General features: G+C 61.8%; 19 protein-coding genes, 3 tRNA genes and 3 rRNA genes. 17 read left to right on the top strand and 8 right to left on the bottom strand.

Features of this window, described 5'->3' with window-relative positions:
• Nucleotides 1-4: 4 nt before the first annotated feature.
• Nucleotides 5-685 (bottom strand): hypothetical protein, encoded by a 681-nt coding sequence (locus tag KWG56_RS00985; RefSeq protein WP_219353379.1) that lies wholly within the window; start codon nucleotides 683-685, stop codon nucleotides 5-7.
• A gap of 91 nt (nucleotides 686-776) precedes the next feature.
• Here KWG56_RS00985 and murB point away from each other — a divergent pair, with 91 nt between their 5' ends.
• The 7 genes from murB (at nucleotide 777) to lpxC (ending at nucleotide 11,837) form a co-directional block, all read left to right on the top strand.
• A complete protein-coding gene (gene murB / locus KWG56_RS00990) occupies nucleotides 777-1,691 on the top strand; it encodes a UDP-N-acetylmuramate dehydrogenase (protein ID WP_219353380.1) in 915 nt (304 codons plus the stop codon).
• A gap of 106 nt (nucleotides 1,692-1,797) precedes the next feature.
• Nucleotides 1,798-2,739 (top strand): D-alanine--D-alanine ligase, encoded by a 942-nt coding sequence (locus KWG56_RS00995; protein WP_219353381.1) that lies wholly within the window; start codon nucleotides 1,798-1,800, stop codon nucleotides 2,737-2,739.
• Nucleotides 2,727-3,605, top strand: coding sequence for a cell division protein FtsQ/DivIB (locus KWG56_RS01000; protein WP_219353382.1), 879 nt, complete (start codon nucleotides 2,727-2,729; stop codon nucleotides 3,603-3,605). Before KWG56_RS00995 ends, KWG56_RS01000 begins: the two co-directional genes overlap by 13 nt.
• Before the next feature lie 153 nt (nucleotides 3,606-3,758).
• Nucleotides 3,759-4,976 (top strand): cell division protein FtsA, encoded by a 1,218-nt coding sequence (gene ftsA, locus KWG56_RS01005; protein ID WP_244999716.1) that lies wholly within the window; start codon nucleotides 3,759-3,761, stop codon nucleotides 4,974-4,976.
• A gap of 721 nt (nucleotides 4,977-5,697) precedes the next feature.
• Complete coding sequence (locus KWG56_RS01010; RefSeq protein ID WP_219373672.1) at nucleotides 5,698-8,946, top strand: TonB-dependent receptor domain-containing protein; 3,249 nt, start codon at nucleotides 5,698-5,700, stop codon at nucleotides 8,944-8,946.
• A gap of 236 nt (nucleotides 8,947-9,182) precedes the next feature.
• Entirely contained in the window at nucleotides 9,183-10,748 is a 1,566-nt protein-coding gene (ftsZ, locus tag KWG56_RS01015) for a cell division protein FtsZ (protein WP_201100691.1), read from the top strand.
• A gap of 189 nt (nucleotides 10,749-10,937) precedes the next feature.
• The gene (lpxC, locus tag KWG56_RS01020) at nucleotides 10,938-11,837 is read left to right on the top strand and encodes a UDP-3-O-acyl-N-acetylglucosamine deacetylase (protein WP_219353384.1); all 900 of its coding nucleotides are present in this window, start codon (nucleotides 10,938-10,940) and stop codon (nucleotides 11,835-11,837) included.
• Between the two features lie 185 nt (nucleotides 11,838-12,022).
• Here lpxC and pgeF read toward each other — a convergent pair whose 3' ends face one another.
• Genes pgeF through lgt form a run of 3 tightly spaced genes read right to left on the bottom strand, consistent with a single transcriptional unit; the run spans nucleotide 12,023 to nucleotide 14,760 of the window.
• The gene (pgeF, locus tag KWG56_RS01025; protein ID WP_219353385.1) at nucleotides 12,023-12,793 is read right to left on the bottom strand and encodes a peptidoglycan editing factor PgeF; all 771 of its coding nucleotides are present in this window, start codon (nucleotides 12,791-12,793) and stop codon (nucleotides 12,023-12,025) included.
• Nucleotides 12,794-12,802: 9 nt separating this feature from the next.
• Nucleotides 12,803-13,894 carry a class I SAM-dependent methyltransferase gene (locus KWG56_RS01030; RefSeq protein ID WP_219353386.1) on the bottom strand — a complete coding sequence of 364 codons (1,092 nt, stop codon included), beginning with the start codon at nucleotides 13,892-13,894 and terminating at the stop codon, nucleotides 12,803-12,805.
• Nucleotides 13,891-14,760, bottom strand: coding sequence for a prolipoprotein diacylglyceryl transferase (lgt, locus tag KWG56_RS01035; RefSeq protein ID WP_219353387.1), 870 nt, complete (start codon nucleotides 14,758-14,760; stop codon nucleotides 13,891-13,893). Before lgt ends, KWG56_RS01030 begins: the two co-directional genes overlap by 4 nt.
• A gap of 188 nt (nucleotides 14,761-14,948) precedes the next feature.
• Here lgt and KWG56_RS01040 point away from each other — a divergent pair, with 188 nt between their 5' ends.
• The 3 genes from KWG56_RS01040 to KWG56_RS01050 all read left to right on the top strand — a co-directional run bounded on the left by KWG56_RS01040 (nucleotide 14,949) and on the right by KWG56_RS01050 (nucleotide 16,610).
• Nucleotides 14,949-15,236 carry an accessory factor UbiK family protein gene (locus KWG56_RS01040; protein ID WP_201100696.1) on the top strand — a complete coding sequence of 96 codons (288 nt, stop codon included), beginning with the start codon at nucleotides 14,949-14,951 and terminating at the stop codon, nucleotides 15,234-15,236.
• 76 nt (nucleotides 15,237-15,312) lie between these two features.
• Nucleotides 15,313-15,816: a type III secretion system chaperone family protein gene (locus tag KWG56_RS01045; protein ID WP_201100697.1), complete on the top strand. Its 504-nt coding sequence runs from the start codon at nucleotides 15,313-15,315 to the stop codon at nucleotides 15,814-15,816.
• Entirely contained in the window at nucleotides 15,816-16,610 is a 795-nt protein-coding gene (locus KWG56_RS01050) for a pyrroline-5-carboxylate reductase family protein (RefSeq protein WP_219353388.1), read from the top strand. The genes KWG56_RS01045 and KWG56_RS01050 overlap by 1 nt, the downstream gene beginning before the upstream one ends.
• 3 nt (nucleotides 16,611-16,613) lie before the next feature.
• On the opposite strand, the gene KWG56_RS01055 is transcribed toward KWG56_RS01050, so the two are convergent.
• From KWG56_RS01055 to KWG56_RS01065, 3 genes are all read right to left on the bottom strand, one after another.
• The gene (locus KWG56_RS01055) at nucleotides 16,614-17,141 is read right to left on the bottom strand and encodes a hypothetical protein (protein WP_201100699.1); all 528 of its coding nucleotides are present in this window, start codon (nucleotides 17,139-17,141) and stop codon (nucleotides 16,614-16,616) included.
• A gap of 99 nt (nucleotides 17,142-17,240) precedes the next feature.
• On the bottom strand, nucleotides 17,241-18,620 hold the full coding sequence (locus KWG56_RS01060) for an ATP-binding protein (protein ID WP_219353389.1): 1,380 nt from the start codon (nucleotides 18,618-18,620) through the stop codon (nucleotides 17,241-17,243).
• Between the two features lie 27 nt (nucleotides 18,621-18,647).
• Nucleotides 18,648-19,379: a response regulator gene (locus KWG56_RS01065; RefSeq protein ID WP_370874350.1), complete on the bottom strand. Its 732-nt coding sequence runs from the start codon at nucleotides 19,377-19,379 to the stop codon at nucleotides 18,648-18,650.
• A gap of 88 nt (nucleotides 19,380-19,467) precedes the next feature.
• Between KWG56_RS01065 and KWG56_RS01070 the strand changes: the two genes are divergently transcribed.
• The 7 genes from KWG56_RS01070 to KWG56_RS01100 all read left to right on the top strand — a co-directional run bounded on the left by KWG56_RS01070 (nucleotide 19,468) and on the right by KWG56_RS01100 (nucleotide 26,269).
• Nucleotides 19,468-20,346 (top strand): branched-chain amino acid aminotransferase, encoded by an 879-nt coding sequence (locus tag KWG56_RS01070; RefSeq protein ID WP_219353390.1) that lies wholly within the window; start codon nucleotides 19,468-19,470, stop codon nucleotides 20,344-20,346.
• 645 nt (nucleotides 20,347-20,991) lie between these two features.
• Nucleotides 20,992-22,452 (top strand): 16S ribosomal RNA (locus KWG56_RS01075).
• A gap of 180 nt (nucleotides 22,453-22,632) precedes the next feature.
• Nucleotides 22,633-22,709, top strand: a tRNA-Ile gene (locus tag KWG56_RS01080).
• Between the two features lie 78 nt (nucleotides 22,710-22,787).
• A tRNA-Ala gene (locus KWG56_RS01085) sits at nucleotides 22,788-22,863 on the top strand.
• Between the two features lie 266 nt (nucleotides 22,864-23,129).
• Nucleotides 23,130-25,909, top strand: a 23S ribosomal RNA gene (locus KWG56_RS01090).
• An 89-nt stretch (nucleotides 25,910-25,998) separates the two neighbouring features.
• Nucleotides 25,999-26,113: ribosomal RNA gene (rrf, locus tag KWG56_RS01095) — 5S ribosomal RNA — on the top strand.
• The 16S, 23S and 5S rRNA genes sit together here with 3 tRNA genes alongside, the layout of an rRNA operon.
• A 79-nt stretch (nucleotides 26,114-26,192) precedes the next feature.
• Nucleotides 26,193-26,269 (top strand) — tRNA-Met (locus tag KWG56_RS01100).
• A 179-nt stretch (nucleotides 26,270-26,448) separates the two neighbouring features.
• Here KWG56_RS01100 and KWG56_RS01105 read toward each other — a convergent pair.
• Nucleotides 26,449-26,724 (bottom strand): hypothetical protein, encoded by a 276-nt coding sequence (locus tag KWG56_RS01105; RefSeq protein ID WP_219353391.1) that lies wholly within the window; start codon nucleotides 26,722-26,724, stop codon nucleotides 26,449-26,451.
• Between the last annotated feature and the right edge of the window lie 33 nt (nucleotides 26,725-26,757).

A 26,757-nucleotide genomic window follows, 5' to 3' on the forward strand; every position in this document is an offset into this window, starting at 1 on the left:
TAACTCATGCCAGGAACCGCAGGATCATGTGTCCGGCGATGAAGGTCAGGAAGCCGACGCAGACATAGGCTGTGGCGAACGAGAACAGCCATTCCTGACGATCCTGCAGGCGCAGGATTTCATCGGCGTCGGCGCCGCCCTTCTGGATCAGCTTCTTGTCCGCATCGACGAAGGGGAAGATCAGCGCCAGGGTGATCGCCATCGGCAGATAGATGATGACCAGCGTGGCCAGGGTGGTGAATGAACTGCGCCCTGCGCTGAATCGGGAGAGAAAGGCGTTCAGCCCCTCCTGATGGCCGATCGGCACATAGATCGCGAGCAAGGACGCGATGCCGATCACATAGAAGACGGCGTAGAGGGCGATCTGCCCCCGCGTCTTGGCGGTGCGCGGCGGCGGGGCGTGGGGTTCAGAGCCGATGACCGGCATTCTGTCGCCGATCTGCATCTCGCCCGACGCCAGCTTGCGCCGGATGGCCCAGAAATAGCGGTAGAAGGCGCGGTGCAGGATCGGCAGGCCGACGAAGGCCAGCAGCGCGGCTAGCATGAAATTCAGCACCGCATTGGACGATATGGCCCCAGCGCCGTGATTGTAGGCCAGGACCGAAAGGCCGATCCAGCCCAGCAGCAACACGGCCGTCAGCGCCATGCTGAGCGCGATGATCTTGAGCGCGGAGAGCAGTTTCATCCCGCGTCTTTAGGCGACGCCGCGCGGTGCAGGCCAGTGTGCAGGACGCGGCCTCTTTGATTTCCATGCCGACGCCGCTATCGGAGCAGACATGACCTGGCGTGATGATCTCCCTTCCGTGCGTGGCAAGCTGTTGCGCGATGAGCCTCTGGCGCCCTTCACCTGGTTTCGCGTGGGCGGGACGGCGGAACTGCTGTTCATTCCCGCCGACGCCGATGATCTGGTCGACTTCCTGAAGGGGCTGGACGCGTCCGTGCCGGTGACGGTGCTGGGGGTCGGGTCCAACGTCATCGTGCGTGACGGCGGGGTCGAGGGCGTGGTGATCCGTCTGGCGGGGCGTCCGTTCGCGGGCGTGACGGCGGAAGGCGACACCATCACGGCGGGCGCAGGCGCGCTGGATTCCATGGTGGCCAGGGCCTCGGCCAAGGCGGGGATCGCGGGGCTGGAGTTCTATGCCGGTATACCCGGCACCATCGGCGGCGCACTGACCATGAACGCGGGCTGCTACGGCGCCGAGACTAAGGATGTGCTGGTGTCGGCCTGGGGTCTGACGCGAACGGGGGAACGGGTCGATTATACGCTGGCCGACTTCGGCTACACCTACCGCCACTCTGAAGCGCCCGCCGACATCATCTGGATCGAGGCCGTCTATCGCGGAACGCCCGATGCGCCCGACGCTGTCGCCGCCCGCATCAGCGAGATCACCAGCCGTCGCGAAACCACCCAGCCGATCCGTGAAAAGACCGGCGGTTCTACCTTCAAGAACCCGCCCGGCCATTCGTCGTGGAAGCTGGTCGACGAGGCGGGCTGGCGCGGCAAGCTGCATACGGAAACCGGGGGAGGGGCCATGTTCAGCGACCTGCACTCCAACTTCATGATCAACCCCGGCGAAGCCACCGCTGCCGATATCGAAGGCCTGGGCGAAACCGTCCGCGCCGATGTGCTGCTGAAGACCGGCGTTCAACTGGACTGGGAGATCAAACGCATCGGCCGCAGGGTCGTCTGACGTCGCTGCGCGTTCCTTTTCGCGAACATCGAATTTGAGCGACAGGGCGATAAGGTTGATGACCTGTTAAGGACATTTGTTGCATCGGTTCCTGCTGGAGCCACGCATGACCCGTCCTTTCCAAGATCTGCATGTCGCCGTCCTGATGGGCGGTCTTTCCGCCGAGCGCGAAGTGTCGCTGTCGTCTGGCGAACAGTGCGCCCGGGCGCTGGAGCGGCAGGGCGTGCGCGTCAGCCGCGTGGACGCGGGGCGTGATCTGGCCAATGTGCTGGCCGGCCTGATTAAGCCTGACGTGGTGCTGAACTGCCTGCACGGCGCCTGGGGCGAGGACGGCTGTGTTCAGGGCGTTCTGGAAACGCTGAAAATCCCCTACACCCATTCCGGCGTGCTGGCCTCGGCCCTGGCGATGGACAAGGACAAGTCCAAGGCCGTGCTGCGGGCCGCAGGCGTCAAGGTGCCGGGCGGTGGTCTGTTTGACCGTCATGAGGTCGCCAGCCGCCACGTCATCGACCCGCCCTATGTCATCAAGCCGAACGCCGAGGGCTCTTCCGTCGGCGTCTTCCTGGTGCCCGAAGGCGCCAACCGCCCTCAGGCTGAGGTCGGCGCCCCCGACTGGGCTTATGGCGAACAGGTGATGGTCGAGCCCTATATCGCGGGCAAGGAGCTGTGCGTCACCGTGATCGGAGAGGCGACGGGACCGCGCGCCCTGACCGTGACCGACATCACCCCGACCAAGGGCTTCTATGATTATGAAGCCAAATATGCGCCCGGGGGCTCGGTCCATGTGCTGCCTGCAGTGCTGCCCGCCCATGTGTTCGAGACGGCGCTGCGCCAGGCCGAGCTGGCCCACACCGCAATGGGTTGCCGAGGGGTTTCCCGGTCCGACTTCCGTTATGACGATGTTAAGGACGATCTCGTTCTACTGGAGGTCAACACTCAGCCCGGCATGACCCCGACCTCGCTCGCGCCAGAGCAGGCCGCCTATTCCGGAATGAGCTACGAAGACCTGGTTCGGTGGATGGTGGAGGACGCCTCATGCCCGCGGTAGTTCGCGGCGGTCGGCGACAGAATTCTCAAGGCCCCAAGGGCGCAGGCTCCGGCGGGGGCGGGCGTTCGCGCGGCGGCTCTCAGAATGCGTCCGCCATCCCCGGAAAGATGGCCGCCATCGGCCGGATCGACGTTTCGCCTCGCACCATGATCATCGCCCTCGCGAGCGGCGCCGTGTTGTTGGGCGTGGTTCTGGCGACGGGCGCACGGGCCGAACGGATCGGCGCCTCCTTCTCGCACGGCGTCGATAATCTGACGGCCAGCATGGGCCTGACGCTGAACCGGGTGCATATCACCGGCGCCACGGCCGAGGCCGAACCCGACATCCGCCGCGCGTTGGACCTGCACGCAGGACAGCCGATCACCAGTCTGGATCTGGATGCGATCCGCGATCGAGTCCAGGCGGTGGGCTGGGTCAAGGAGGCGCGTGTCGTTCGCCTGCTGCCCGACACCCTGATTGTCGAGATCAAGGAGCATGACCGCCTGGCCGTCTGGCAGGAGGCTGGTCAGATCAAGGTGATCGACTCCCGTGGCCAGGTGATCACCGGCGCAGACGCGCGTCGTTATCCCAATCTGCCGCTGGTGGTGGGCAAGGGCGCCGACGTGGCCGCCGGGGACATCCTGCCGCTGTTGAACCAGCGTCCGCGCCTGATGGGCCGGATCGACGCCCTGGTCCGCGTGGACGAACGCCGCTGGGACCTGCGGCTTAAGGACGGCAGCCTGATCCAACTGCCTGCAACTGAACAGGAGGCGGCCCTGATCCGTCTCGATGCGCTGGATCAGCGCGAACGTCTGCTCGACCTGGGCTTCGCCCGCGTCGATTTGAGAACTCCCGACGAGGTCGCCGTGCGACCCGCCGGCGCCTGAGACGAGACTGGGATGAAGACGACGATGGCGGGCAAGCAGGGCGGCAAGGGCGGCAAAGGTGGTGATCGCGGGGCGTCTCTGGACCCGCGAGCCGGACGCGCGCCTGTAGTGGCGGCGCTGGACCTGGGCCAGTCCAAGGTCTCCTGCTTCATCATGAAGCCCGACGGCGTGCGTCACGCCGACCGCACCATCCGCGTTGCGGGCGCCAGCCACGTCCAGTCCAAGGGCATCCGGGGCGGAGCCATCATCAATATGGACGAGGCCGCCCAGGCCATCGGCCATGCCGTCGAACGCGCCGAACGCGCGGCGCAAAGCCCTGTGTCCGGCGTCGTCGTCACGACGGCCATCGGCCAGATGGCCAGTCACCGGGTGCAGGCCCGTGTCTCTTTGGGCGCAAACCCCGTAGGCGATGCCGATCTGGCGCGCGCCATCGGCATGGCCCTGGCCCAGATCCGCCTGCCCAATCGCCGACCGATCCACGTCCTGCCGATCGGGTGGTCCGTGGATGGCGCGCGTGGCGTGCATGATCCGCGCTCGATGCGGGGCGGCTCGCTGGGTCTGGACCTGCTGGTCGTTTCGATGGCCGAGAATGTGTTCACGACCCTGAGCCATTGCCTCGAACTGGCGCACCTGGACCTGCAGGGCGTCGCCGCGGCGCCGGTCGTTTCATCCCTGGCCGCGCTGGAAGAGGATGAGATGGATCTGGGCGCCGTCTGCATCGACATGGGCGGCGGATCCACCAGCGCCGCCGTCTGGGGCGGACGCTCTCTGCTGCACATCGAAAGCCTGAATGTGGGCGGGGATCATGTCACCTCCGACATCGCGCGCGGCCTGTCGACGTCCAAGGTCGGCGCTGAACGCCTGAAGACCCTGCACGGCTCGGCCATGGCCAGCGCCAACGAAGACCGCGAAATGCTGGAGGCCCCGCCGCGCGGCGAAGACGCCTCGGCTGGCCCGGTCATCGTGCCGCGCGCCATGCTAAAGACTGTGATCGCTCCACGCGTCGAGGAAACGCTCGAACTGCTTCGCGACCGCCTCAAGAACGCAGGTGTCGGCCTGGAGCCTGGCGCGGGCCTAGTCCTGACCGGCGGTGCCAGCCAGTTGAACGGTGTACGTGAACTGGCCGTGCGCGTGTTCGACCGCCCGGTGCGCCTCGGAAAACCCCAACGCGCACCCCACCTGGCCGACGCCGCCTCCGGTCCCGCCTTCTGCGCCACCGCCGGCGTCCTCCTCCGCGCCGCCTACGGCCCGCGCGAAGCCGTCTCCGCCCGCAAACTGATGGCGAGGCAGATTACGGCGGCGGATGCGCCGCGCGTCCACCGCGGCAATGTCGTGGGACGTGTCGCGGGCTGGTTGCGGGATAATCTGTAAAACTAACGGAGATGCTGACCCTGTCAGCAACATATGCGCTACGCAAAATCGCGGCGCAGATGCCGCATATAGTAGATATATGATAGGGACAGATTTCCGATAATCTGAGTTCAAGGTCTGAATATTGACGAGCACTATATAGTGCCAAGTCTGTTAATTTAGGTTCAGGACTCATTGATCCAGAAGATGAAGACGGCCATGAAAGTATGGGCGCCGGTCGTCGCAGGCCTTGTGCAGCTGGGAGTTCGGGCCGTCTTTGTTTGGCCGATACGCCTGGAAACATCGCTAGGCGGTCCAGTGCATGAAATGATCGTGGACAGCTTGTGCCGCACATAGACTGCCAGCAGTTCTCCGTTGTCGTGCATTCTCCCGCACTAAGTGGGCCTGTATTTGGCGGATTTGGTGGAAAAAATGTCAAGCTTGGTCTGCGGACCCTGCGGTGGGGAATCGAGACTTTCAAGCCCTCCGGCGCGGGGTGTTTGTGGCGTTTTGGCGACAGACTGAACACAATTTGCCTCACTAGGAGCTGTTTCACCTTGTGGCGGCCCCCCAATCTGGGCGACATAACGGCTGAACTTGAAACGTCGCGTCTGCGCGACTCGTGGGGCTGTTTTATATGCATAAGCGGAATTATTTGTTCGGGACGACTGTCCTTGCTGGGCTGTTGGCGGCCGCAGCGCCAGCCTTCGCTCAAACAACGGCGCCGTCATCACAGGATGCCGTGCTCGACGAAGTCCTTGTCACTGGTTCGCGTATCCGCCGTGATCCGACAACATCGCCTACGCCGCTGATCACCATTTCTCAAGAACAGCTGTTGAGCACGGGTCAGACCTCGGTCATCAACTATCTGGCGAATATTCCCGCCCTGTCGTCGTCGCAAATCCCGTCTGACACGACCGGCAGCGGTTTGAATGATGGCGGCTTGTCATTCGCCAACCTTCGCGCGCTGGGTTCAAACCGCACGCTGACTCTGGTAAATGGCCGTCGTCACGTTGGTTCATCTGCCGGCTCTCTGGCCGTTGATGTCGATACCATCCCGCGTCTGTTGATCAAGAACATCGAAATCGTCACCGGTGGCGCATCCTCTGTGTATGGCGCTGACGCTGTCTCGGGCGTTGTGAACTTCATCACGCGCGATGATTTCGAGGGGCTGGAGATCGACGCCAACTACGGCCAGATTAACTCCGGCGGCCAAACCAACCAGCGTATTTCAGCGTTGGCGGGTAAGAACTTCTTCAATGACCGCCTGAATGTCTACGTTCACGGCGAGTACGAAAACATTGAGGAAGTTAAGCCGCTTGACTTGCGCTGGATGCGTCGTGCGCCGACCTTGGTTGCGGTGGATGCCGACCCGACCAACGCCGCTAACGGCCCTGTGTATGATGGCGTCACTGATACTCAACTGTTCACAGGGCTGAGCCGGATTGATCGTCCGCGTTGGGGTGTGACTGTTCTCGCAAACGGCCAAGGCGGCTCCCCTCTGAGCAACCCGCTCATTCCGAACTCGCCTTGCACCACCTACAACAGCACGAACTGCTATGGCGTTAATCCGGGCAAGACCTTCTGGTATGATGGCGAATCCGCTCGTCAGGCCAACTTTGGGCAACGCATCGGCAATGTGGGCGTCAATCGTCCGCTGAACATTGGTGGTGACGGCGAAAACCCTGCCTTGTTCTCGACGGAATCGGCCCAGCCGCGTTCAGAATCCTCTCGTTTCCAGACTGGCGCTAAATTCGCGATTACTTCTAACATCTCGGCCTACGCTGAGGCGAAGTACATCAAGGAAAACACGTTCGACGTCAGCCAGCCGTCATTCTTTGATATCAACCTGATCGACTCCTACGACGCTAACGAAACCAATACTATCGTGAGTGCGTCGCAGTTCGATCTGCGCTGGTCGGACAACGCCTTCCTTCCGCAGAATGTAAAAGATGCCATCCGCACCAACATGGTGCAGAACTACTCGGCGCCTACCCGTGATGCTCCTGGCGTTCCAACCACAACGACGCTTCGCCAGTGGGCGCGCCACCAGATGTTCGGCCCCCAGCGGTCTCAAGACAACACTCGTGAATTGCAGCGCTATGTCGCTGGTGTCCGGGGGACGTTTGACCAAGTCGCCTTTGCCAAGAATGTCGATTTCGACATCGGCTACACCTACGGCAAAGTCGATAACGTCAATATCGAAGCTGGCTTGGATATCCTTCGCTTCAACTTAGCCGCCGACTCCGTTGTCGATACGGCAGGGGTCGTGTCTGGGCGCGCCGGTCAAATCGTCTGTCGCGTGCAACTTCTTCAAGCCCAAGGCGTCGCCGATATTATCGATAATGCTATCACCGGCGAAGATCTGCGTAATACGCCATACGGCCAGAAGAGCATCAACGACTGTAAGCCGTTGAATGTGTTTGGCTTGGGCAACCAAAGCCAAGAAGCGCTCGATTACATCGCGGCGTCTGTTTCTGTTCGCGAATTGAATGAGCAACATCAAGGTCTGGCGACCGTTTCCGGCCAGTTCTGGGACTTCTGGGGCGCTGGTCCCATCGGTGCTTCGCTGGGCTATGAGTACCGTCGTGAGTACACTGAAGGTCTGGGACGTGACCGCGATACGGCAGGTCGTCTGCTCTTCCTGAACGAAAGCCCAGACTTCCCTGGGGCGCATTACACCAGCAACGAAGTGTTCGGCGAACTGTCGATCCCTCTGATCAAGGACTCTTTCCTTGGCGAGTATGCTGAACTGAGCGGTTCGTACCGCTACGCTGACTACAGCACGGTGGGCAGCCTGGACGTTTATGGTGTGAACTTGGTCTATCGCCCGGTTTGCGACATCACGTTTAAGGCCAGCTACAATACCTCTGCTCGTGTGCCTGATCTGGATGAAAACTTCTCGCCCTTGGGCCAGACCTTCATCAACCTTGTCGATCCTTGCGCGACTGCTGTGATCAATGGTCCGTTCTCGGCGACCTATACGGCTGAAAACAAGGCGAACCGCATCGCCAACTGTACAGCCCTGGCTGCGGCTAAGGGGCTGAGCTATGACTTCGCCAGTGCGACGGCGACGCCGGAAGATGACTACACTCCGGATTACAGCGGTGGCGGCACCGCCGGCGTCATGGGCGGAAACCCGTTCCTGAAGCCTGAAGAGTCTAACTCCTTCACCTTCTCGGTCGTTTATCAGCCGCGCTTCATTCCGCGCCTGACGATCGCGCTGGACTACTTCCAGATCGAGATTGAACAGGTGATTTCGGCTGTCTCTGCGCAGACTGCGGCTAACAACTGCGTCAACGGCTCGGGCCTCAATAACGCCGCTTGCGACACCATCTTCCGTAAGTTTGATCCAGCGACGAACCCGCAGACTGTTCAAGAACGGTCACAGGCCTTCAAGATCGGCGCACCCCTTGGTGACCCGCTTGGTGGCTTCGTCCAAGGTTCGATCAACTACGCGGCTCTGAAGACGAGCGGGCTGGACTTTGATGCTCGTTATCGCTTCGACTTCGACGAAATGCTCGGCCGCAACTGGGGACGTCTGGACTATTCGATCGGAGGCACGTGGCTGATTGATCAGCAGGAGTACTTGGACTCCACCAATGCTGCGAATTACACAGAGTGGGCTGGCAACCTGCGTGCGGGCGGTTCTTACCCGCGCGTTCGTTTCAGTTCTTCGTTGACCTACACGCCTAATACGACGTGGAGCATTAACTGGACGGCTGATTGGCAGTCGGCACAAAATATCATCCGGCCGCGTGACTTCATCAATAATGCTGACAGCCGCCCGCAAGACTATATCGCAACCACTAACTTTGCGCGGCACGACTTTACGGTCTTGTGGAATGTCCGTCCTGATCTGACAGTTCGTGCAGGTGTGGTGAACGCGTTCGACGCGGAGCAAAATCCGTGGTTGGGCACGACCCTGTACAGCAACTTCGATCCCTACGGTCGTCGCTTCTTCCTGGGTGTGAACTTCCGCCCCTGGTAAGCTTCCGTTCAAAGAACGACGTGAGGGCGGCTCGTCGGAGCCGCCCTTTTCGTTCTGGTCGGTAATTCTGCAGCTAAGCTAGAGGTTTATGCTGTTCTTGGGCCCGACTCATATTACCGACGTAACCTTCTCTTAACCCTCATGGGCGCAATCCTTAACGCGCTCATAACCAATGTGATTCGGCGGGGTGGTCGCATTGGAGTGCAGGGGCAGGGTCGCAAGGTCGGAAAACAGATATGTCGCTTTCATTGGTCAAGCCGCAGAACACTGAACTGAAGCCCCGCATCGTCGTGTTCGGCGTTGGCGGCGCCGGCGGGAACGCCGTGAACAACATGATCGACGCCGGCCTTGAAGGGGTCGAGTTCGTCGTCGCAAACACGGATGCGCAGCATCTGTCGTTCGCCAAGACCGACCGTCGCATCCAACTGGGCGAAACCATCACCCAAGGCCTGGGCGCAGGCGCCCATCCTGAGGTCGGCATGAACGCCGCCGAGGAGTCCGCTGACGAGATCCACGCGCACCTGGAAGGCGCGCACATGGTCTTCATCACCTGCGGCATGGGCGGCGGCACCGGCACGGGCGCAGCGCCCGTCATCGCCAAGTGCGCGCGTGATCGCGGCATCCTGACCGTCGGCGTCGTGACCAAGCCCTTCACCTTCGAAGGCCGCCACCGCATGCGCCTGGCGGACTCGGGCGTCGCCGAGCTGCAGCGTTATGTTGACACCCTGATCGTCATTCCGAACCAGAACCTGTTCCGCGTCGCCAACGAGCGCACGACCTTCGCCGACGCCTTCGGCATGGCCGACCAGGTGCTGCACTCGGGCGTGCGTTCGATCACCGATCTGATGATCCTGCCGGGTCTGATCAACCTAGACTTCGCCGACGTCCGCGCCGTCATGTCCGAAATGGGCAAGGCGATGATGGGGACGGGCGAGGCCACGGGCGACGACCGCGCCCTGCTGGCGGCCCAGAACGCCATCGCCAACCCGCTGCTGGACGAGACCTCACTGAAGGGCGCCAAGGCCGTGCTGGTGAACATCACCGGCGGCCTGGACATGACTCTGCTGGAAGTCGATGAAGCCGCCAACGCCATCTCGGCTGAAGTCGACGGCGACGCCAACATCATCTTCGGCGCGGCATTCGATCCCGCGCTGGAAGGCAAGATCCGCGTGTCGGTCGTGGCGACCGGCATGGACGAAGGCGAGATCAAGCGCGTCGATCCGGTTGCCCCGTCCGCGCCGTTGGCCAGCCACGAAGCGCGCCGTTCGGCGGGTGGTCTGTATGGCACGCAGGCGCCGCGCGCCCCCGAGCCGACCCGTGACGTCTATCGCGAGCCGACCCGCGCCGAGGCCCCCCGTGCGCCTGAGCCCCGCATCGAGGCGGCTCCGGTCGTTCCGACCTTCATGGCCCCGCCTGCGCGCGAGCCGGAGCCCCGCCCTGAACCCGTGATCCGCGTCGCCGAGGCGCCGCGTAATCTGGAGCCGATCGTCGATCCCTGGGTCGAGGAATATGAGACCCGCGCTCCGGCGGCCCGCGCCCCGGAACCGCAGCCCGATCTGTACTCGCGCGCGCCGCAGCAACCGGCCATCGAAGATGATTACGATGATCGTGATCACCGTCGCAGCGGCTGGAGCCTGTTCGGTCGCGGCAAACGCACCCAGCCGCAGCCGGAGCCGACCTATGGCCGCGGTGCGCCGCAGATGCGCCAGACCAGCCAACCCTCGCACCAGCCCGAGCAGGAAATGGGTCAGGCCGACGACGACCTGGAGATTCCCTCATTTCTCCGCCGACTGGCCAACTAGGCGCTAAGCCCTGAAACAATGAACGCCCCGGAGCCTCCCGCTCCGGGGCGTTCTGCCTTTAGGGGGCTGTTTCGTATCGAAACAATCCGAAACCCGACTTTCATTTCGTGCTTGCAGCCCTGCCGCTAAATGGAGCGCAGGTCGCAATCCGCACGCAGCGGTGCGCGCAGTTAAGAAGCGAGTTTGAGTTTGTCGTTCAGACAAGATCACCACGAACGCACCATCATCGCGCCGGCCATCATCGCCGGTGTCGGGGTGCACACCGGCCGCCGGGTGCGGCTGGCGGTTCGTCCTGCGCCTACGGGCACGGGCATCGTCTTCGTGCGCACGGATGTAACCGACCGCGACAACCGCATCCCTGTTTCGGGCGAGGCCGTGGTGGATGCGCGCCTGAACACCATGATCGAGAATGCGGCGGGCGTCCGCCTGTCGACCATCGAACATTTGATGGCCGCCTTCTGCGCCCTGGGCGTGTCCAACGCCGTGGTCGAGGTGGATGGACCGGAGCTGCCGATCCTGGACGGTTCGGCGCTGGAGTTTGTCAAGCTGCTGGACCGCGCGGGTTTCCGGCCGCAGCCCCAGCCGCAGCGCTACATCGAGATTCTGGAGACGGTTCACGTCACCGAAGGCGACAAACACGCCGCCCTGATGCCGTGCGACCGTTATGAAATGCGGTTCGAGATCGACTTCCCGTCGGCGGCGATCGGCAATCAGGTCGTCGATTTTGTCGTGGATGAACCGACTTTCCGCGAAGAGATCATGGCTTGCCGCACCTTTGGGTTCGCCCATGAGGTCGAGGCGCTGCGTCAGGCGGGTCTGGCGCGCGGCGGTTCGCTGGAGAACGCCGTGGTCATCGACGGCGACGAAATCCTGAACCCCGGCGGCCTGCGCATGGAGCGCGAGTTCGTTCGGCACAAGGCGCTGGACGCCATCGGCGACCTGTACGTGCTGGGCGCGCCGCTGCTGGGCCGTTACGAAGGCTACAAGGCGGGTCACGCCCTGAACAACAAGCTGGTTCGCGCGCTGCTGGCGGCGCCCCATGCGTGGCGCGAAGTGACGCGTGTGCCGGAGTTGGCGCGGGCGGGATAGGTTCGCACTGACCTCTCCCTCCCACGCAGGGGAGGGCGGCTGAGCGCAGCGAAGCCGGGTGGGGCGACTGGGCCACGCCCCACAGACCTGTATGATATCCACCGTGCGTCCCTGCCGGGCCGCCCCCACCCCGTCGCTGCGCGACGACCCTCCCCGGGACGGGGAGGGAGACGGGATGTTGGTCGCTAAACCCCGATCACGCTGATCAGGCGTCCGAAATCCTGGTCTCCGCGCTGGAAGGCGCGGCGGTTGGAGAAGAACCGGGCTTCGTCAGCGCAGGTGTCGTGCCCGGTCCAGACGGCCTGGCCTACGCCTGCCTGCTGCAAGCGCCACAGGACGAAGCCGGGCAGGTCGAACTGGCGTTTGTCGGGCGCGACGCCAGGGTGGAAAAAGCGTTCGCTGCCCCGGTCGTGATGGGCGAAACGTTCTTCGAAATCGACGCCCACCTCATAGCTGGCCTGGGCGATGCACGGGCCGACGACGGCGAGGATGCGGCGCGGATCGGCGCCCAGGGCCTCCATCGCCGCGACGGCGGAGTGAACGACGCCGCCCAGGGCGCCCTTCCATCCGGCATGGACGGCGGACACGATGCGGGTCTCGGGATCGGCCATCAGGATCGGGGCGCAGTCGGCGGTCAGCACCGAGCACAGCAGGCCGGGATTGGCGGTGACGACGGCGTCGCCTTCTGGTCGGTCGCCATGCCAGGGACCGTCGGCGACTCGCGCGACGGCGGAATGAATCTGGTAGCAGCCGTTCAGGTGATCGGCGTCTGCGCCCATTGATTCTGCGACGCGACGGCGGTTCTCGGCGACGGCGGCGGGGTCGTCTTTTGAGCCGACGCCAGCGTTCAGCCCCTCATAGATGCCGGTCGAGACGCCGCCCGCGCGGGTGAAGAAGCCGTGCTTGACGCCAGCGGCGGTCAGCAGCGGGTGGGTGATGGGGGCAAGGTCGGTCATGGTCGTCTTCTACTCGGCATCCCATCCCGGCACGATCAGCGATCGGGGCGAGAAGATCGCGGCGGCCTTGAACAGGCTTCCCATCTGGTCGTCGGCGGTGAGGCGGTTCAGTTGGCGGTCGATGACGGGCGCCGCATCGGGCCGTCCCGACTTCAAGCGTTCAGCGCGGGCTTCGATCCCCAGGCGGCGCAGAAACTCGCCTTGTGGCAGGCAGCCGGTGACGTCGGCGCCGGTGCGAAGGGCGGCCTCCAGCACAAGGGGGAAGTCGGCCCATTGGGTCAGGTCGGCCTCGCCCGGATTGTCCAGCGGCGACACCTTCTGGTGGCGACGCAGGGCCTGAAGCGTATCGCCCGCCTCTGGCCGCGCACGGCCATAGTCGATCAGCAGGGCGGCGCCTGAGGCGGCCTTCATCAACAGGCCCAGATCGCGGCCGAAGACGGGCTGCTGCTCCGAAATCTCGAACACCTGACCGGGTTCGATGTCGAAGGAGGGCTTGTCGAAACCGCCAGAGATGGCGGTCAGGCCGAAGGTCAGGTCGTTGTCGTCTGTGACGCCGATGCGCCGCTCGGCCCAGCCGCCCTCGGTGCGGACGAACTGACGCGCGGGCATGCAGTCCAGCACCTCGTTGGCGATCAGGATGACAGGCGCGTCCGTCTCGATCCGCGTCAGGTCGCGCACCCAGCGCGGCGACAGATCGGCGCCCGCCAGAGCCCGGGCCTGCAAGTCACGCAAGGGGGCGCTGGGCTCGATCAGGATCAGGTCGCAGGCTTCCAGGAAGCCGGGCGCCAGACGCGCGGCCCGCAGGGCGTCGCTGATGAGCGTGCCGTCGCCGGGACCGACTTCGACCAGGCGGAACCGCTCGGGCGCGCCCAGGCGATGCCAGGTCTCGACCGCCCACAGGCCGATCAGTTCGCCGAACATCTGGCTGACCAGAGGGGCGGTGATGAAGTCGCCGCGTTCGCCCAGCGACGGGCGCGAGGCGTAATAGCCGCCTCTGGGGTCATGCAGGCAGCGGGTGACGTAGTCGGCGACCGTCATGGGCCCGGTCAGGGCGATCTCTCGCGCCAACCTGGACTTCAGGGTTTCGACCGGCGCGCTCATGCCGCGGCGGGCGGGCGATTCCAGGCCCGCCAGATCAGCCAGCCGCCGACCAGGATCATCGGGATCGACAGCATCATGCCCATGGTCAGGCCGAGCGGGAAGTGGGGCATGCCGTAGTCAGGCTCGCGCACATTCTCCAGTGCGGCGCGGCAGATGCCGTAACCGACGAGGAACAGGCCGGTGATATAGCCCGGCTTCTGCAGCAGCTTGAACTTCCAGATCGCCAGCGACAGCACTGAGAACAGCAGCAGGCCCTCAAGCCCGGCTTCATAAAGCTGGCTGGGGTGACGCGGGACGTCGCCGGCGGGGCAGAAGCCGTACATCTGTTCGATGCGGGCGTTGCAGAAGCGGATGGCCCAGGGAACGGTCGTTTCGCGACCCCACAACTCGCCATTGATGAAGTTGGCGATGCGGCCGAAGAACAGGCCCAGCGGCACGACGGGGGCGACCAGATCGCCCAGGCTGAGCATATTTATCTTCTGACGGCGGGCGAAAAGGATGATGGCGATGGCCACGCCCAAGAAGCCGCCGTGGAAGCTCATGCCGCCGGTCCAGAGTTGCAGCAGCTCGAACCGTTCGCCTAGCGTATGACCGGTGAACAGTTGGGCGAACATGACGGGCTTGTAGAAGAGGGCATAGCCGAACCGGCCGCCCAGGATGATGCCGAGCGTGATCCACAGGACCAGATCATCCAGTTGGGTGTTGTTGATCGGCGGGCGGCCTGGCGCCCACAGGCTTTCGCGGCGCGCCAGACGTGACGCGTACCACCAGCCCAAGACAATGCCGGCCACATAGGCCAGGGCGTACCAGCGGATCGGCAACGGACCCAGATGGATCAGGACCGGGTCGAATTCAGGAAAAGGCAAGGCGGGGATCCTCGTCGGTTCAGTCTTGGAAGCTTTAGCAAGCGACGGCGCCTGCGTCGCCTGTGAAGGCGATATGGCAGTGATGGGTGAACACGACGCCTTGATGGCGCCTCCGAAGCAGCAGAAAGAAAGGTTTCGTTCACCCTATTGGGTCAGATTTCGTTAACGACGTCAGGTCGGAGCCCGCCATGCAGACCCGCAACCCCCTTTTGGATGAGTTCGCCAAGCTGACCACGGGCGCCATGGGGCTGGCGCAGGCGGCGGGCGAAGAGGCCAAGACGGCCTGGCGCGCGCAGGCTGACCGGATCGCCGCCGAGATGGATTTGGTCCGCCGCGACGAATTCGACGTTCTGAAAGATGAAATCGCCGCCCTGCGCGCCGAGATCGCGACGCTGAAGGCGGCTGAAAAGCCCGCGAATAAGCCTCGCAAGGGAACGTCCACAGATGGAACTCCCGCAACGGACGCAGACAGTTGAGCCGAATCCGCGAACAGGCTTACCGTCCCGTTAACGCCCCCGACTCGTGGGGCCGCCGCCTGAATCGAGACGCTTGATGGACATCGCCCGGCCAGAGGAAACGGACGTGCCTTTCGACCCGCTGGAAGTGGTCGAACACGTTCTGACGGCCGAAAACCTGCCGTTCGACCGCACCAACGACGGTGATCTGGCGTTCGCGCTGGCCGGCGATTGGAAGGATTATGAGCTGTGGTTCGCCTGGCGTCCTGAAGGGGACTGCCTGCAGCTGTGCTGTGCGCTTGATCTGAAGGTGGCCAAGAGCCGCAAGGCCGCCGCCTATGAACTGGTCGGCATGATCAATCAGCGCACCTGGATGGGGCATTTCGAGGTCTGGGCTGAGGATGGCGAGATCGTCTTCCGTCACTCGCTCGCCCTGCCGATGGGCGAGCGTCCGACCCTGGCCCAGGCTGCGTCAATGATTGATGCGGCGGTTGAGGCTGCGGATCGCTATTATCCCGCCTTCGACTTCATGGTTCGGGGCAACAAGAAGCCGCAGGAGGCGATCGACGCCTGCCTGTTCGAGACCGTCGGCACCGCCTGATGGCTGTGAACGAAACCGTCGTTCTGATCGGGTGCGGCCGTCTGGGGTCTTCCATTCTGGAAGGCTGGCTGCTGACTGAAACAGTTGCGGCTGAAAACCTGATCATTCTCAGCCCGTCCGAGAAGCCTGTCGCCGAGGCTGCGCGGGCCAAGGGAGCACGGATCAATCCGCGGCTGGAGGCCCTGACCGAGGCCCAGGTCATCGTGCTGGCGGTGAAGCCGGCCAAATGGCGCGAGGTCGTGACGCCGCTGCTGCCGTTCCTGGGGGACCGGGCGGTGATCCTGTCTGTCATGGCGGGCGTGACGGCGCCGACGCTGGCTGAAGGCATCGGCGGATGGCCCATCGTGCGGGTCATGCCGACCACGGGCGTCTCACGCGGACGGGGCGTGGCCTCCGTCTGGTCGGCGGATGCGGATGCGCGCGCACTGGGACGAGCCCTGTTCGAGCCGATGGCGGAGACAGTCGATCTGAACGAAGAAGCTCTGATGGACGCGGCCACCGCCGTCGCCGGATCGGGCGCGGCCTATTTCTACGCCTTCACCGAAGCCCTGGCGCGGGCCGGGGAGGCGGCGGGTCTGGACGCGGCGACAGCCGATGTTCTGGCGCGAGCCACCCTGCGGTCCGCTGCGGATGCGATGGGCGATGATCCGCTGGAGGTTCTGATCGACCGCATCGCCTCGCCGGGCGGTTCGACCCGCGCCGGTCTGGACGCTCTGTCGCGAGACGGCCGCCTGACGGCCATGACCCACGACACGGTTGCAGCGGCGGTCCGCCGCAACCGCGAGATGGGCTGAACCCTAGAAACGACCGCGTTGCAGATAGGCGCTGAACCGCTCGAACGCGCGGTCGGCGTCCTGCCAGACGCCGTAACCCCAGACATCACGGATCGACGGCGAGAAGTATGAGAACTTCACCGCCCGGGTCTGGCCGTCCGCCGTCGTCAGCTGACCTTCGATCGCCGCGCCGCCGATGGAGATGCTGCGGATCGGGTCCAGTCCCGGCGTATCGCGCATCTGCTGCATGGTCGGGCGGTTGGGCTTGAGGTCGGTCAGCACCAGTTGAGCGCTGGCGCCGGGATAGGATTCCTCCAGCACGCGCACGACGTTGGACTGCAGGTTTGCAATCTGGTCATTGACCTCTCGCACGCCCAGCTTCTCGACCCTGGTCTGCAGATCGCGTCCGATGGTCACCGTGACATTGGACGGCGCCTGATTTTCGGACTGAACCTGTGTGGTGGCCTGAATTTGAGCCTGAGGCTGCGCCTGAGCCATGGCGGCGACCGCCAGGGTCGCGGCCAAGGGGGCGAAGAAAGCAAGTTTACGCATCTGTTCCATCTCCAACCCTGTCGGGATCGTAGATGCGCCTTGGCGTAGGTTTTCGCTAGTGGGGGTATCAGATTTGAAACGACACGGGTCGTTGGAGGCTCAGTCGGCCGCCGCTTCCGCTGGCGCTAGGGACACTGGGCCTGGAATCCGGATCACAGCCTTCAGTCCGCCCAGATCGCTGCGTTCCAGGGTGATGTCTCCGCCATGACTGCGCGCCACGTCGCGGGCGATGGCCAGACCCAGTCCCACCCCCTTGCGGTTCTGGTTTCGTGAATCGTCCAACCGCGAGAAGGGGCGGAAGGCCTCTTCGTGCATCTCGTCGGGAATGCCGGGGCCGTCGTCCTCAATGGCGATCTCGACGCCGCCGGATGTCAGGACGCGAGCCGACAGCCGAACATGGTCGCCGTGAGAAGCGGCGTTGCCGGCCAGGTTCACCAGGGCGCGCTTGAAGGCGAGGGGGCGCAAGATGGCGGTCAGGCCCTCTGGCGCTGACAACTCGACCTCGGCGCCGGCGCGCCGGGCGTCATCGGCGGCGGCGCCCAGCAGGTCGGGCACGGACACCGGCTGCGGCGTTTCTCCAGCCTCGCCGCGAGCGAAGGCCAGATATTCGTCGATCATATGCTCCATCTCGTCCAGGTCGCCGCGCATGGCGGCCTGGCGCTTGAAGGGCGGCGCCAGCGCCAGCTCCAGACGCAGGCGCGTCAGCGGCGTGCGCAGGTCGTGGCTGACCGAGGCGAGCAGGGCGGTGCGTTGGTCGATATGGCGCTGGATCCGGTCGCGCATGGCCATGAAGGCGGTGGCGGCGGCGCGGACCTCACGCGCGCCATGCGGTTTGAAGCGCGGCACCGTCTCGCCCCGGCCAAAGGCTTCGGCGGCGTCGGCCAGGCGCTCGATGGCGCGCACCTGATTGCGGATGAACAGGATGGCCACGCCCATCAGCAGCACGGTCGCAATCGTCAGCCACAGCACGAAGATATGGGCCTGCGTCGCCACGGCCCGTTCACGCGGGGCGATGATGCGTAAGACCCCCTGCGGCTCCTGCACCTGAATATCGACATAGGAGGGATAGCGGGTGGTGTCGAACCAGTAGGGACGGTCCAGGCGCGATTCCAGCGCATGATCCAGAACCCGGTCGACGACCCCGATGGGGCCACGCCGTTTCTCTGTCGGCAGGACGCGATCTTCCTGCAGGGCGATGGACAGGGACATCGACCGCTCGGCCCGGTCGGCCAGCCGCTGCAGTCCCTGCGGGCTGGGGTCGTCCTCATAGGACTCGACCGCCCAGGCGATGTCGCCGGCCAGGCCTTCGGACAGGCGCGCCGTCACCGTCTGCCAGTGGGCGTCGAAGAAGATCCATGTCACCGCCACCTGCATCACCAGCACCGGCAGCACGATGATCAGCAGTGAACGCCCCCACAGCGAGGTGGGCAGGCGCCGCTTCAGGAAACGCGGCCACAGATAGGCGGGCAGAAGCCGCATGTTTCCTCAGCCGGTCCGCTCGGAGCCTCAGTCGGGCGCCAGCATATAGCCGACGCCGCGCACGGTCTGCAGATAGCGCGGGTTTTTGGGGTCGCTTTCCAGCTTGCGGCGCAGTCGGGTGACCTGAACATCGACGGCGCGGCCGGTGATGTCGGCGGTGTCGGGCGACAGGCTCATACGTTCGACCGGCGCATGGGCATGAAGCGCGAGCGTCTTCAGCAGTTGCGCCTCGGCCTCGGTCAGACGCTGGGGCTTGCCCTCGCGGGTCAACTCCAGCCGCTCCATGTCGAAGACGGCGGCGCCCAGCTTGATCTCGCGCGGACCAATGGGCTTGCCCCCGGTGCGACGCAGAATGGCCTCGATCCGCAGCGCCAGTTCGCGCGGTTCGAACGGCTTGGACATATAGTCGTCGGCGCCGCGCGCCAGACCCTCGATCCGGTCCTCGGGATCGCCGCGTGCGGTCAGCAGCAGAACCGGCGTCTTGGACAGTTCCGCCTTGCCGCGAACCCAGGTGGTCAGATCGAACCCGCTCTCGCCCGGCATCATGACATCCAGCACCACCAGATCGAACTCTATAAGCTCCATCATGCGCTTGGCGGCGGCGGCGTGCGCGGCCCCGGTGACGCGATAACCCTCGCGCGCCAGGAACTCCTTGAGCAGTTCGCGGATGCGGTCGTCGTCGTCGACGATCAGCAGATGGCGGCCGACGCCGGGCCCGGCGATGGGGCCGGAGCGACCATAAGGGCGTGATTCCGTCATGCTCATGCGTCTTTCCTCCCGCTCAGGGCGTTGACCTGAACGATTCGGGCGGCTCTAACACCGTCAGTTTCGCGGGAGATGTGTTCCAATGGCCTTCGTTCCTTTCGACGATCGTGACGGCTGGATCTGGATGAATGGCGAGTTTGTACCCTGGCGGGAAGCAAAAACGCACGTTCTGACCCATGCTCTGCACTACGGCTCGTCGGTTTTCGAGGGTGAGCGTATGTATGGCGGCGAAATCTTCAAGCTGACCGCGCACTCGGAGCGGCTGAAACGCTCCGCCAACCTGCTCGATTTCGAGATCCCGTACAGCGTGGCTGAAATCGACGCGCTCTGCAATGAAACCTGCGCCAAGAATGGGCTGACGGACTGTTATGTTCGCCCGGTCGCCTATCTGGGCGCCGAACAGACCAGCGTCTCGGCCCTGAACAACAAGGTCCATCTGGCGATCGCCGTGTGGGACTGGCCCAGCTATTTCGATCCCGAAGTGAAGGCGAGGGGGCTGCGCCTGGAATGGTCCAAGTGGCGCCGTCCCGATCCGCAGACTGCCCCGACCACGGCCAAGGCGGCAGGTCTGTATATGATCTGCACCATGTCCAAGAATGCGGCCGAGCGTAATGGCTATGCCGACGCCCTGATGCTGGACTGGCGCGGCTATGTCGCCGAGGCGACGGGGGCCAATGTCTTCTTCGTTAAGGACGGCGTCATCCATACGCCCAAGGTCGACCATATCCTGGATGGCATCACCCGCCAGACGGTGATCGAGATCGCCAAGGCCAAGGGGATCGAAGTCGTGGTTCGCGACATCCTGCCGGAAGAACTGTCCGGCTTCTCGGAATGCTTCCTGACCGGAACCGCAGTCGAAGTGACGCCGGTGGCGGAGGTGGGCGACTATCGCTTCACGCCGGGCGCCCTTTCACTGGATCTGATGGATCACTACGGAAAACTGGTGCGTCGCCAGTTGTAATCCAGGCGCAGCAGGGACGGTGAAGCTTGAGCGATCCGGGGTCTGCCAGAATCTTCGCAAAAGCGTCAGATTCCGGTTGCGGACAAAAGGGGCGGTCCGTATAGAGCCGCCTCGCTCGGAAACGAGCTGGCCGACGGGGTCGCGGGGACAGCAGTTTCCACGGTTTCACGAAGGAAAGAGGTTGAAAAACTTCTTGCTTTCATCGGTTGGCTTCATTAGGTTCCGCGCTTCATTCGAAACGTCGAGCTACGGTTTCAGGGGTCAGCCTCGCAGCTTACTCCCGGCGATTTTTTGCGGTTTGAAGGGTTCGCTCTTCGGTCTGCAAAATCTCTGAAAAGAGCGATTGACATGAGGATCGGGCTTCACTAGATACCCGCCTCCGCCGACGACACCGGCGCTAAACAAGTCGGGCCGCTGGAGCGGTTTAGGTCTTTGACATTGTTGATTTGGAAAGAGAAACGCAGGCGGCGGTGTTCTTGCGATGGCCCTTCGAGGTCATCATACGACACTGACTATCTGCGGTCTTTTTGAAAAGATACCATGCGTCGGTCTTCGGATCGATGACGTGGGAACTCGTCAATAAAATACGTAGAACTAATGCCAAGCTTACTTCGGTAAGCTTCAAGCTTAGGTCAGAAGTCAACTCAACCTGAGAGTTTGATCCTGGCTCAGAGCGAACGCTGGCGGCAGGCCTAACACATGCAAGTCGAACGAACTCTTCGGAGTTAGTGGCGGACGGGTGAGTAACACGTGGGAACGTGCCTTTAGGTTCGGAATAACTCAGGGAAACTTGTGCTAATACCGAATGTGCCCTTCGGGGGAAAGATTTATCGCCTTTAGAGCGGCCCGCGTCTGATTAGCTAGTTGGTGAGGTAAAGGCTCACCAAGGCGACGATCAGTAGCTGGTCTGAGAGGATGATCAGCCACATTGGGACTGAGACACGGCCCAAACTCCTACGGGAGGCAGCAGTGGGGAATCTTGCGCAATGGGCGAAAGCCTGACGCAGCCATGCCACGTGAATGATGAAGGTCTTAGGATTGTAAAATTCTTTCACCGGGGACGATAATGACGGTACCCGGAGAAGAAGCCCCGGCTAACTTCGTGCCAGCAGCCGCGGTAATACGAAGGGGGCTAGCGTTGCTCGGAATTACTGGGCGTAAAGGGAGCGTAGGCGGACATTTAAGTCAGGGGTGAAATCCCGGGGCTCAACCTCGGAATTGCCTTTGATACTGGGTGTCTTGAGTATGAGAGAGGTGTGTGGAACTCCGAGTGTAGAGGTGAAATTCGTAGATATTCGGAAGAACACCAGTGGCGAAGGCGACACACTGGCTCATTACTGACGCTGAGGCTCGAAAGCGTGGGGAGCAAACAGGATTAGATACCCTGGTAGTCCACGCCGTAAACGATGATTGCTAGTTGTCGGGATGCATGCATTTCGGTGACGCAGCTAACGCATTAAGCAATCCGCCTGGGGAGTACGGTCGCAAGATTAAAACTCAAAGGAATTGACGGGGGCCCGCACAAGCGGTGGAGCATGTGGTTTAATTCGAAGCAACGCGCAGAACCTTACCACCTTTTGACATGCCTGGACCGCCAGAGAGATCTGGCTTTCCCTTCGGGGACTAGGACACAGGTGCTGCATGGCTGTCGTCAGCTCGTGTCGTGAGATGTTGGGTTAAGTCCCGCAACGAGCGCAACCCTCGCCATTAGTTGCCATCATTTAGTTGGGAACTCTAATGGGACTGCCGGTGCTAAGCCGGAGGAAGGTGGGGATGACGTCAAGTCCTCATGGCCCTTACAGGGTGGGCTACACACGTGCTACAATGGCGACTACAGAGGGTTAATCCTTAAAAGTCGTCTCAGTTCGGATTGTCCTCTGCAACTCGAGGGCATGAAGTTGGAATCGCTAGTAATCGCGGATCAGCATGCCGCGGTGAATACGTTCCCGGGCCTTGTACACACCGCCCGTCACACCATGGGAGTTGGTTCTACCCGAAGGCGCTGCGCTGACCGCAAGGAGGCAGGCGACCACGGTAGGGTCAGCGACTGGGGTGAAGTCGTAACAAGGTAGCCGTAGGGGAACCTGCGGCTGGATCACCTCCTTTCTAAGGATGCTTCTCCAGGCCGTCTCTCACGAGACTGTCTATTGAGGCTCCAATAAACGGCGGAACGCCGCCGTCTCCGTTTCTCTTTCCTCTTTCGTCACTGAGACATCAGCCATACGGGTTGTTGTATTGGTGACGCGATCGCGAGCCTGGGTCATTCGACCTGGCTGTCGCTGCCATAGGCCCGTAGCTCAGGTGGTTAGAGCGTACGCCTGATAAGCGTAAGGTCGGCAGTTCGAGTCTGCCCGGGCCTACCAGGTCATTCTGGTTTGCTGGGGCTGGTCTCCAGCCTAGGCAGTATCGATGACAGCTCTTCTGGCAGCGCACCCTGAGATGGGGCCATAGCTCAGTTGGTAGAGCGCCTGCTTTGCAAGCAGGATGTCGTCGGTTCGACTCCGTCTGGCTCCACCAGGCCGCCCCGCGGCCCTGGAAACGACCCGAGGTCCCCGCTTTGAAAGCGTTAGCGCACCCGTCGTTAAGCTCGCATGATCGCATCAAGTATTGCCCGTCGGCGCTCGCCGACAGGCATTGATATCGTAAAGGAAGAACGTGACCGGCTCCCCTGAGCTTTTAGGTCTTGTTCGAGAAGAAGACATTGTCTGACAAAAATCAGGCTTGGTCCCCCGGCAACTTTCCAGTCGGGCGGAATAAACCAAGCATGAGTTTTGCTGAGAAACGATCAAACGTTGAAGGGCTTCTGACGGATGCCTTGGCGTAGAGAGGCGATGAAGGACGTGGCAAGCTGCGATAAGAACCGGGGAGGCGCTAGCACCCTTTGATCCGGTTATTTCCGAATGGGGAAACCCACCTTTACAGTCTTCCAACTCTGCTCTTCGGGGCAGCGATTGGCGGATTGTTGAAAGGTATAATGAGCTGAATACATAGGCTTCATTAAGCGAACCCGGGGAACTGAAACATCTCAGTACCCGGAGGAAAGGACATCAACCGAGACTCCCGTAGTAGTGGCGAGCGAACCGGGACCAGGCCAGTGCTCTTGTGAAATAAAGACGAACGATCTGGAAAGGTCGGCCATAGTGGGTGAAAGCCCCGTAGTCATCAAACAGCAAGAGACTCGAGTAGGGCGGGACACGTGAAATCCTGTCTGAACATGGGGGGACCACCCTCCAAGCCTAAGTACTCCTCTACGACCGATAGTGAACAAGTACCGTGAGGGAAAGGTGAAAAGCACCCCGACAAGGGGAGTGAAACAGATCCTGAAATCGGAAGCCTACAAGCAGTCGGAGCCGCCAAGCGCGGTGACGGCGTACCTTTTGTATAATGGGTCAGCGACTTCATGTGTCGAGCAAGCTTAAGCCGTTAGGTGTAGGCGCAGCGAAAGCGAGTCTGAATAGGGCGCTAAGTTCGACGTATGACGACCCGAAACCAGGTGATCTATCCATGAGCAGGTTGAAGGTTAGGTAACACTAACTGGAGGACCGAACCCGTGAATGTTGAAAAATTCTGGGATGACTTGTGGATAGGGGTGAAAGGCCAATCAAACCTGGACATAGCTGGTTCTCCGCGAAATCTATTTAGGTAGAGCGTCCGACGAATTCCTTTGGGGGGTAGAGCACTGGATGGTTGCGGGCTGCGCGAGCGGTACCAATACTAACCAAACTCCGAATACCCAAGAGAACTATCGGGCAGACACACGGCGGGTGCTAACGTCCGTCGTGAAAAGGGAAACAACCCTAACCATCATCTAAGGCCCCCAAGTCACGGCTAAGTGGGAAACGATGTGGGATTGCTTTGACAATCAGGAGGTTGGCTTAGAAGCAGCCATCCTTTAAAGAAAGCGTAACAGCTCACTGATCAAGCGATCCTGCGCGGAAAATGTAACGGGGCTCAAGCCGTGCGCCGAAGATATGGGTTTGCAGTTTACTGCAAGCGGTAGCGGAGCGTTCCGTAAGCCGGTGAAGGTCAGGCGTGAGCCTGGCTGGAGGTATCGGAAGTGAGAATGCTGACATGAGTAACGATAAGAGTGTGAGAGACACTCTCGCCGAAAGACCAAGGGTTCCTGCGTAAAGCTAATCTGCGCAGGGTTAGTCGGCCCCTAAGGCGAGGCTGAAAAGCGTAGTCGATGGGAAGCAGGTAAATATTCCTGCACCAGCTGGAAGTGACGGATGGCTTAACTCGTACCCACTTATTGGATTGTGTGTGCGGGGGCGTTGTCCCAGGAAATAACTCCAGCAGAGACCGTACCCGAAACCGACACAGGTGGTCAGGTAGAGCATACCAAGGCGTTTGAGAGAACTGTGCTGAAGGAACTCGGCAAATTGCACGCGTAACTTCGGAATAAGCGTGACTCACCTTGCGCAAGCAGGAATGAGTGGCACAAGCCAGGGGGTAGCGACTGTTTAGCAAAAACACAGGGCTCTGCGAAGCAGCAATGCGACGTATAGGGTCTGACGCCTGCCCGGTGCCTGAAGGTTAAAGGGAGGAGTGAAAGCTCCGAACTGAAGCCCAGGTAAACGGCGGCCGTAACTATAACGGTCCTAAGGTAGCGAAATTCCTTGTCGGGTAAGTTCCGACCTGCACGAATGGCGTAACGACTTCCCCACTGTCTCCAGCACAGGCTCAGTGAAATTGAATTCCCCGTGAAGATGCGGGGTTCCCGCGGTCAGACGGAAAGACCCTATGAACCTTTACTATAGCTTCGCCTTGGCGTTAGCGACCGTATGTGTAGGATAGGTGGGAGACTATGAAACCGGGGCGCCAGCTCTGGTGGAGTCGTCCTTGAAATACCACCCTTACTGTCGTTGACGTCTAACCGAGGGCCGTTATCCGGTCCCGGGACATGGCGTGGTGGGTAGTTTGACTGGGGCGGTCGCCTCCCAAAGTGTAACGGAGGCGCGCGATGGTGAGCTCAGAGCGGTCGGAAATCGCTCGTCGAGTGCAATGGCATAAGCTCGCCTGACTGCGAGACTGACAAGTCGAGCAGAGACGAAAGTCGGCCATAGTGATCCGGTGGTCCCGAGTGGAAGGGCCATCGCTCAACGGATAAAAGGTACTCTAGGGATAACAGGCTGATTTTGCCCAAGAGTCCATATCGACGGCAAAGTTTGGCACCTCGATGTCGGCTCATCACATCCTGGGGCTGGAGCAGGTCCCAAGGGTATGGCTGTTCGCCATTTAAAGTGGTACGTGAGCTGGGTTCAGAACGTCGTGAGACAGTTTGGTCCCTATCTGCCGTGGGTGTTCGAAGCTTGAGAGGATCTGTCCCTAGTACGAGAGGACCGGGATGGACATACCTCTGGTGTACCTGTCATGGCGCCAGCTGTGCAGCAGGGTAGCTAAGTATGGAATAGATAACCGCTGAAAGCATCTAAGCGGGAAACTAACCTCAAAACAAGGCTTCGCTGAGGATCGTGGAAGACTACCACGTTGATAGGCCAGGTGTGGAAGCGCGGCGACGCGTGAAGCTTACTGGTACTAATAATCCGATCGGTTTGATCGTTTCTCAGCAAAACTCATTCGATGATCATCCTTGACCAGATGATCGTCACGACAATGTCTTCTTCGCAATCCTTCTGTCCGCCTCGTTGACCTGGTGGCTATGTCGGAGGTTCCCCACCCGATCCCATTCCGAACTCGGTCGTTAAGCCCTCCAGAGCCAATGGTACTTCGTCTTAAGGCGCGGGAGAGTAGGTCGCCGCCGGGTCTACCAGGCGGACAGAATGATTGCGCAGCCCCAAAAGGCTCTTCTCGAACCGTTCTTCCTTAACGACACTACCGTTTGCCGCGGGATGGAGCAGCCCGGTAGCTCGTCAGGCTCATAACCTGAAGGTCGTAGGTTCAAATCCTACTCCCGCACCCAAGATTTTAACCCGCTATATCCAATAGGATAGCGGGTTTTTCTTTGACCAAATTCCCCACCTCGAATCCACCCGTGGAAGCCACGCGGAAGCACCCAGCGCGCAAACCTAGGCGGGGAAGTGGAAATGACCACTTCTTCGCGAAAGCGCTGTGACCCTACGCGCTCAGATTGGGCCGATGTCACGCATCGACTACGAGATTGCCTTCCTCAAAAGGCCACAGACCAATCTGTTTTGCGAAATACTCTCCCAAAGTGGTCAGCTTCGGTGGGGTTTTGCCTACCGTCACGTTTCTGGGAATACTGTCCGCCGAGAAGTCGCTGGTGCCGATTCCGTAGGAGAAGCCGAGAAGTCCGAAACTGACCAGCTTTGGGACGCTCAGGTTCTTCAAAGTGAGAGCTAAGCGATAATCGGCTTGCTCTTCGTGAGTGAGCGCATTGAAGGTGCCCACGCTCATCGTTGGAGATCTGGTGGCGTCGTATCCGCGTCG

The organism is Brevundimonas nasdae (assembly GCF_019395145.1).
Classification (GTDB): Bacteria; Pseudomonadota; Alphaproteobacteria; order Caulobacterales; family Caulobacteraceae; genus Brevundimonas; species Brevundimonas nasdae.

Coding starts and splice junctions, on each gene's coding strand:
- KWG56_RS01050 (WP_219353388.1), top strand. CDS start 15,816: ATGGCTGTGAACGAAACCGTCGTTCTGATCGGGTGCGGCCGTCTGGGG.
- ftsA (WP_244999716.1), top strand. CDS start 3,759: ATGAAGCCCGACGGCGTGCGTCACGCCGACCGCACCATCCGCGTTGCG.
- KWG56_RS01055 (WP_201100699.1), bottom strand. CDS start 17,141: ATGCGTAAACTTGCTTTCTTCGCCCCCTTGGCCGCGACCCTGGCGGTC.
- KWG56_RS01000 (WP_219353382.1), top strand. CDS start 2,727: ATGCCCGCGGTAGTTCGCGGCGGTCGGCGACAGAATTCTCAAGGCCCC.
- KWG56_RS01105 (WP_219353391.1), bottom strand. CDS start 26,724: ATGAGCGTGGGCACCTTCAATGCGCTCACTCACGAAGAGCAAGCCGAT.
- KWG56_RS00995 (WP_219353381.1), top strand. CDS start 1,798: ATGACCCGTCCTTTCCAAGATCTGCATGTCGCCGTCCTGATGGGCGGT.
- KWG56_RS01045 (WP_201100697.1), top strand. CDS start 15,313: ATGGACATCGCCCGGCCAGAGGAAACGGACGTGCCTTTCGACCCGCTG.
- pgeF (WP_219353385.1), bottom strand. CDS start 12,793: ATGACCGACCTTGCCCCCATCACCCACCCGCTGCTGACCGCCGCTGGC.
- KWG56_RS00985 (WP_219353379.1), bottom strand. CDS start 685: ATGAAACTGCTCTCCGCGCTCAAGATCATCGCGCTCAGCATGGCGCTG.
- ftsZ (WP_201100691.1), top strand. CDS start 9,183: ATGTCGCTTTCATTGGTCAAGCCGCAGAACACTGAACTGAAGCCCCGC.
- KWG56_RS01065 (WP_370874350.1), bottom strand. CDS start 19,379: ATGACGGAATCACGCCCTTATGGTCGCTCCGGCCCCATCGCCGGGCCC.
- murB (WP_219353380.1), top strand. CDS start 777: ATGACCTGGCGTGATGATCTCCCTTCCGTGCGTGGCAAGCTGTTGCGC.
- KWG56_RS01070 (WP_219353390.1), top strand. CDS start 19,468: ATGGCCTTCGTTCCTTTCGACGATCGTGACGGCTGGATCTGGATGAAT.
- KWG56_RS01060 (WP_219353389.1), bottom strand. CDS start 18,620: ATGCGGCTTCTGCCCGCCTATCTGTGGCCGCGTTTCCTGAAGCGGCGC.
- KWG56_RS01030 (WP_219353386.1), bottom strand. CDS start 13,894: ATGAGCGCGCCGGTCGAAACCCTGAAGTCCAGGTTGGCGCGAGAGATC.
- KWG56_RS01040 (WP_201100696.1), top strand. CDS start 14,949: ATGCAGACCCGCAACCCCCTTTTGGATGAGTTCGCCAAGCTGACCACG.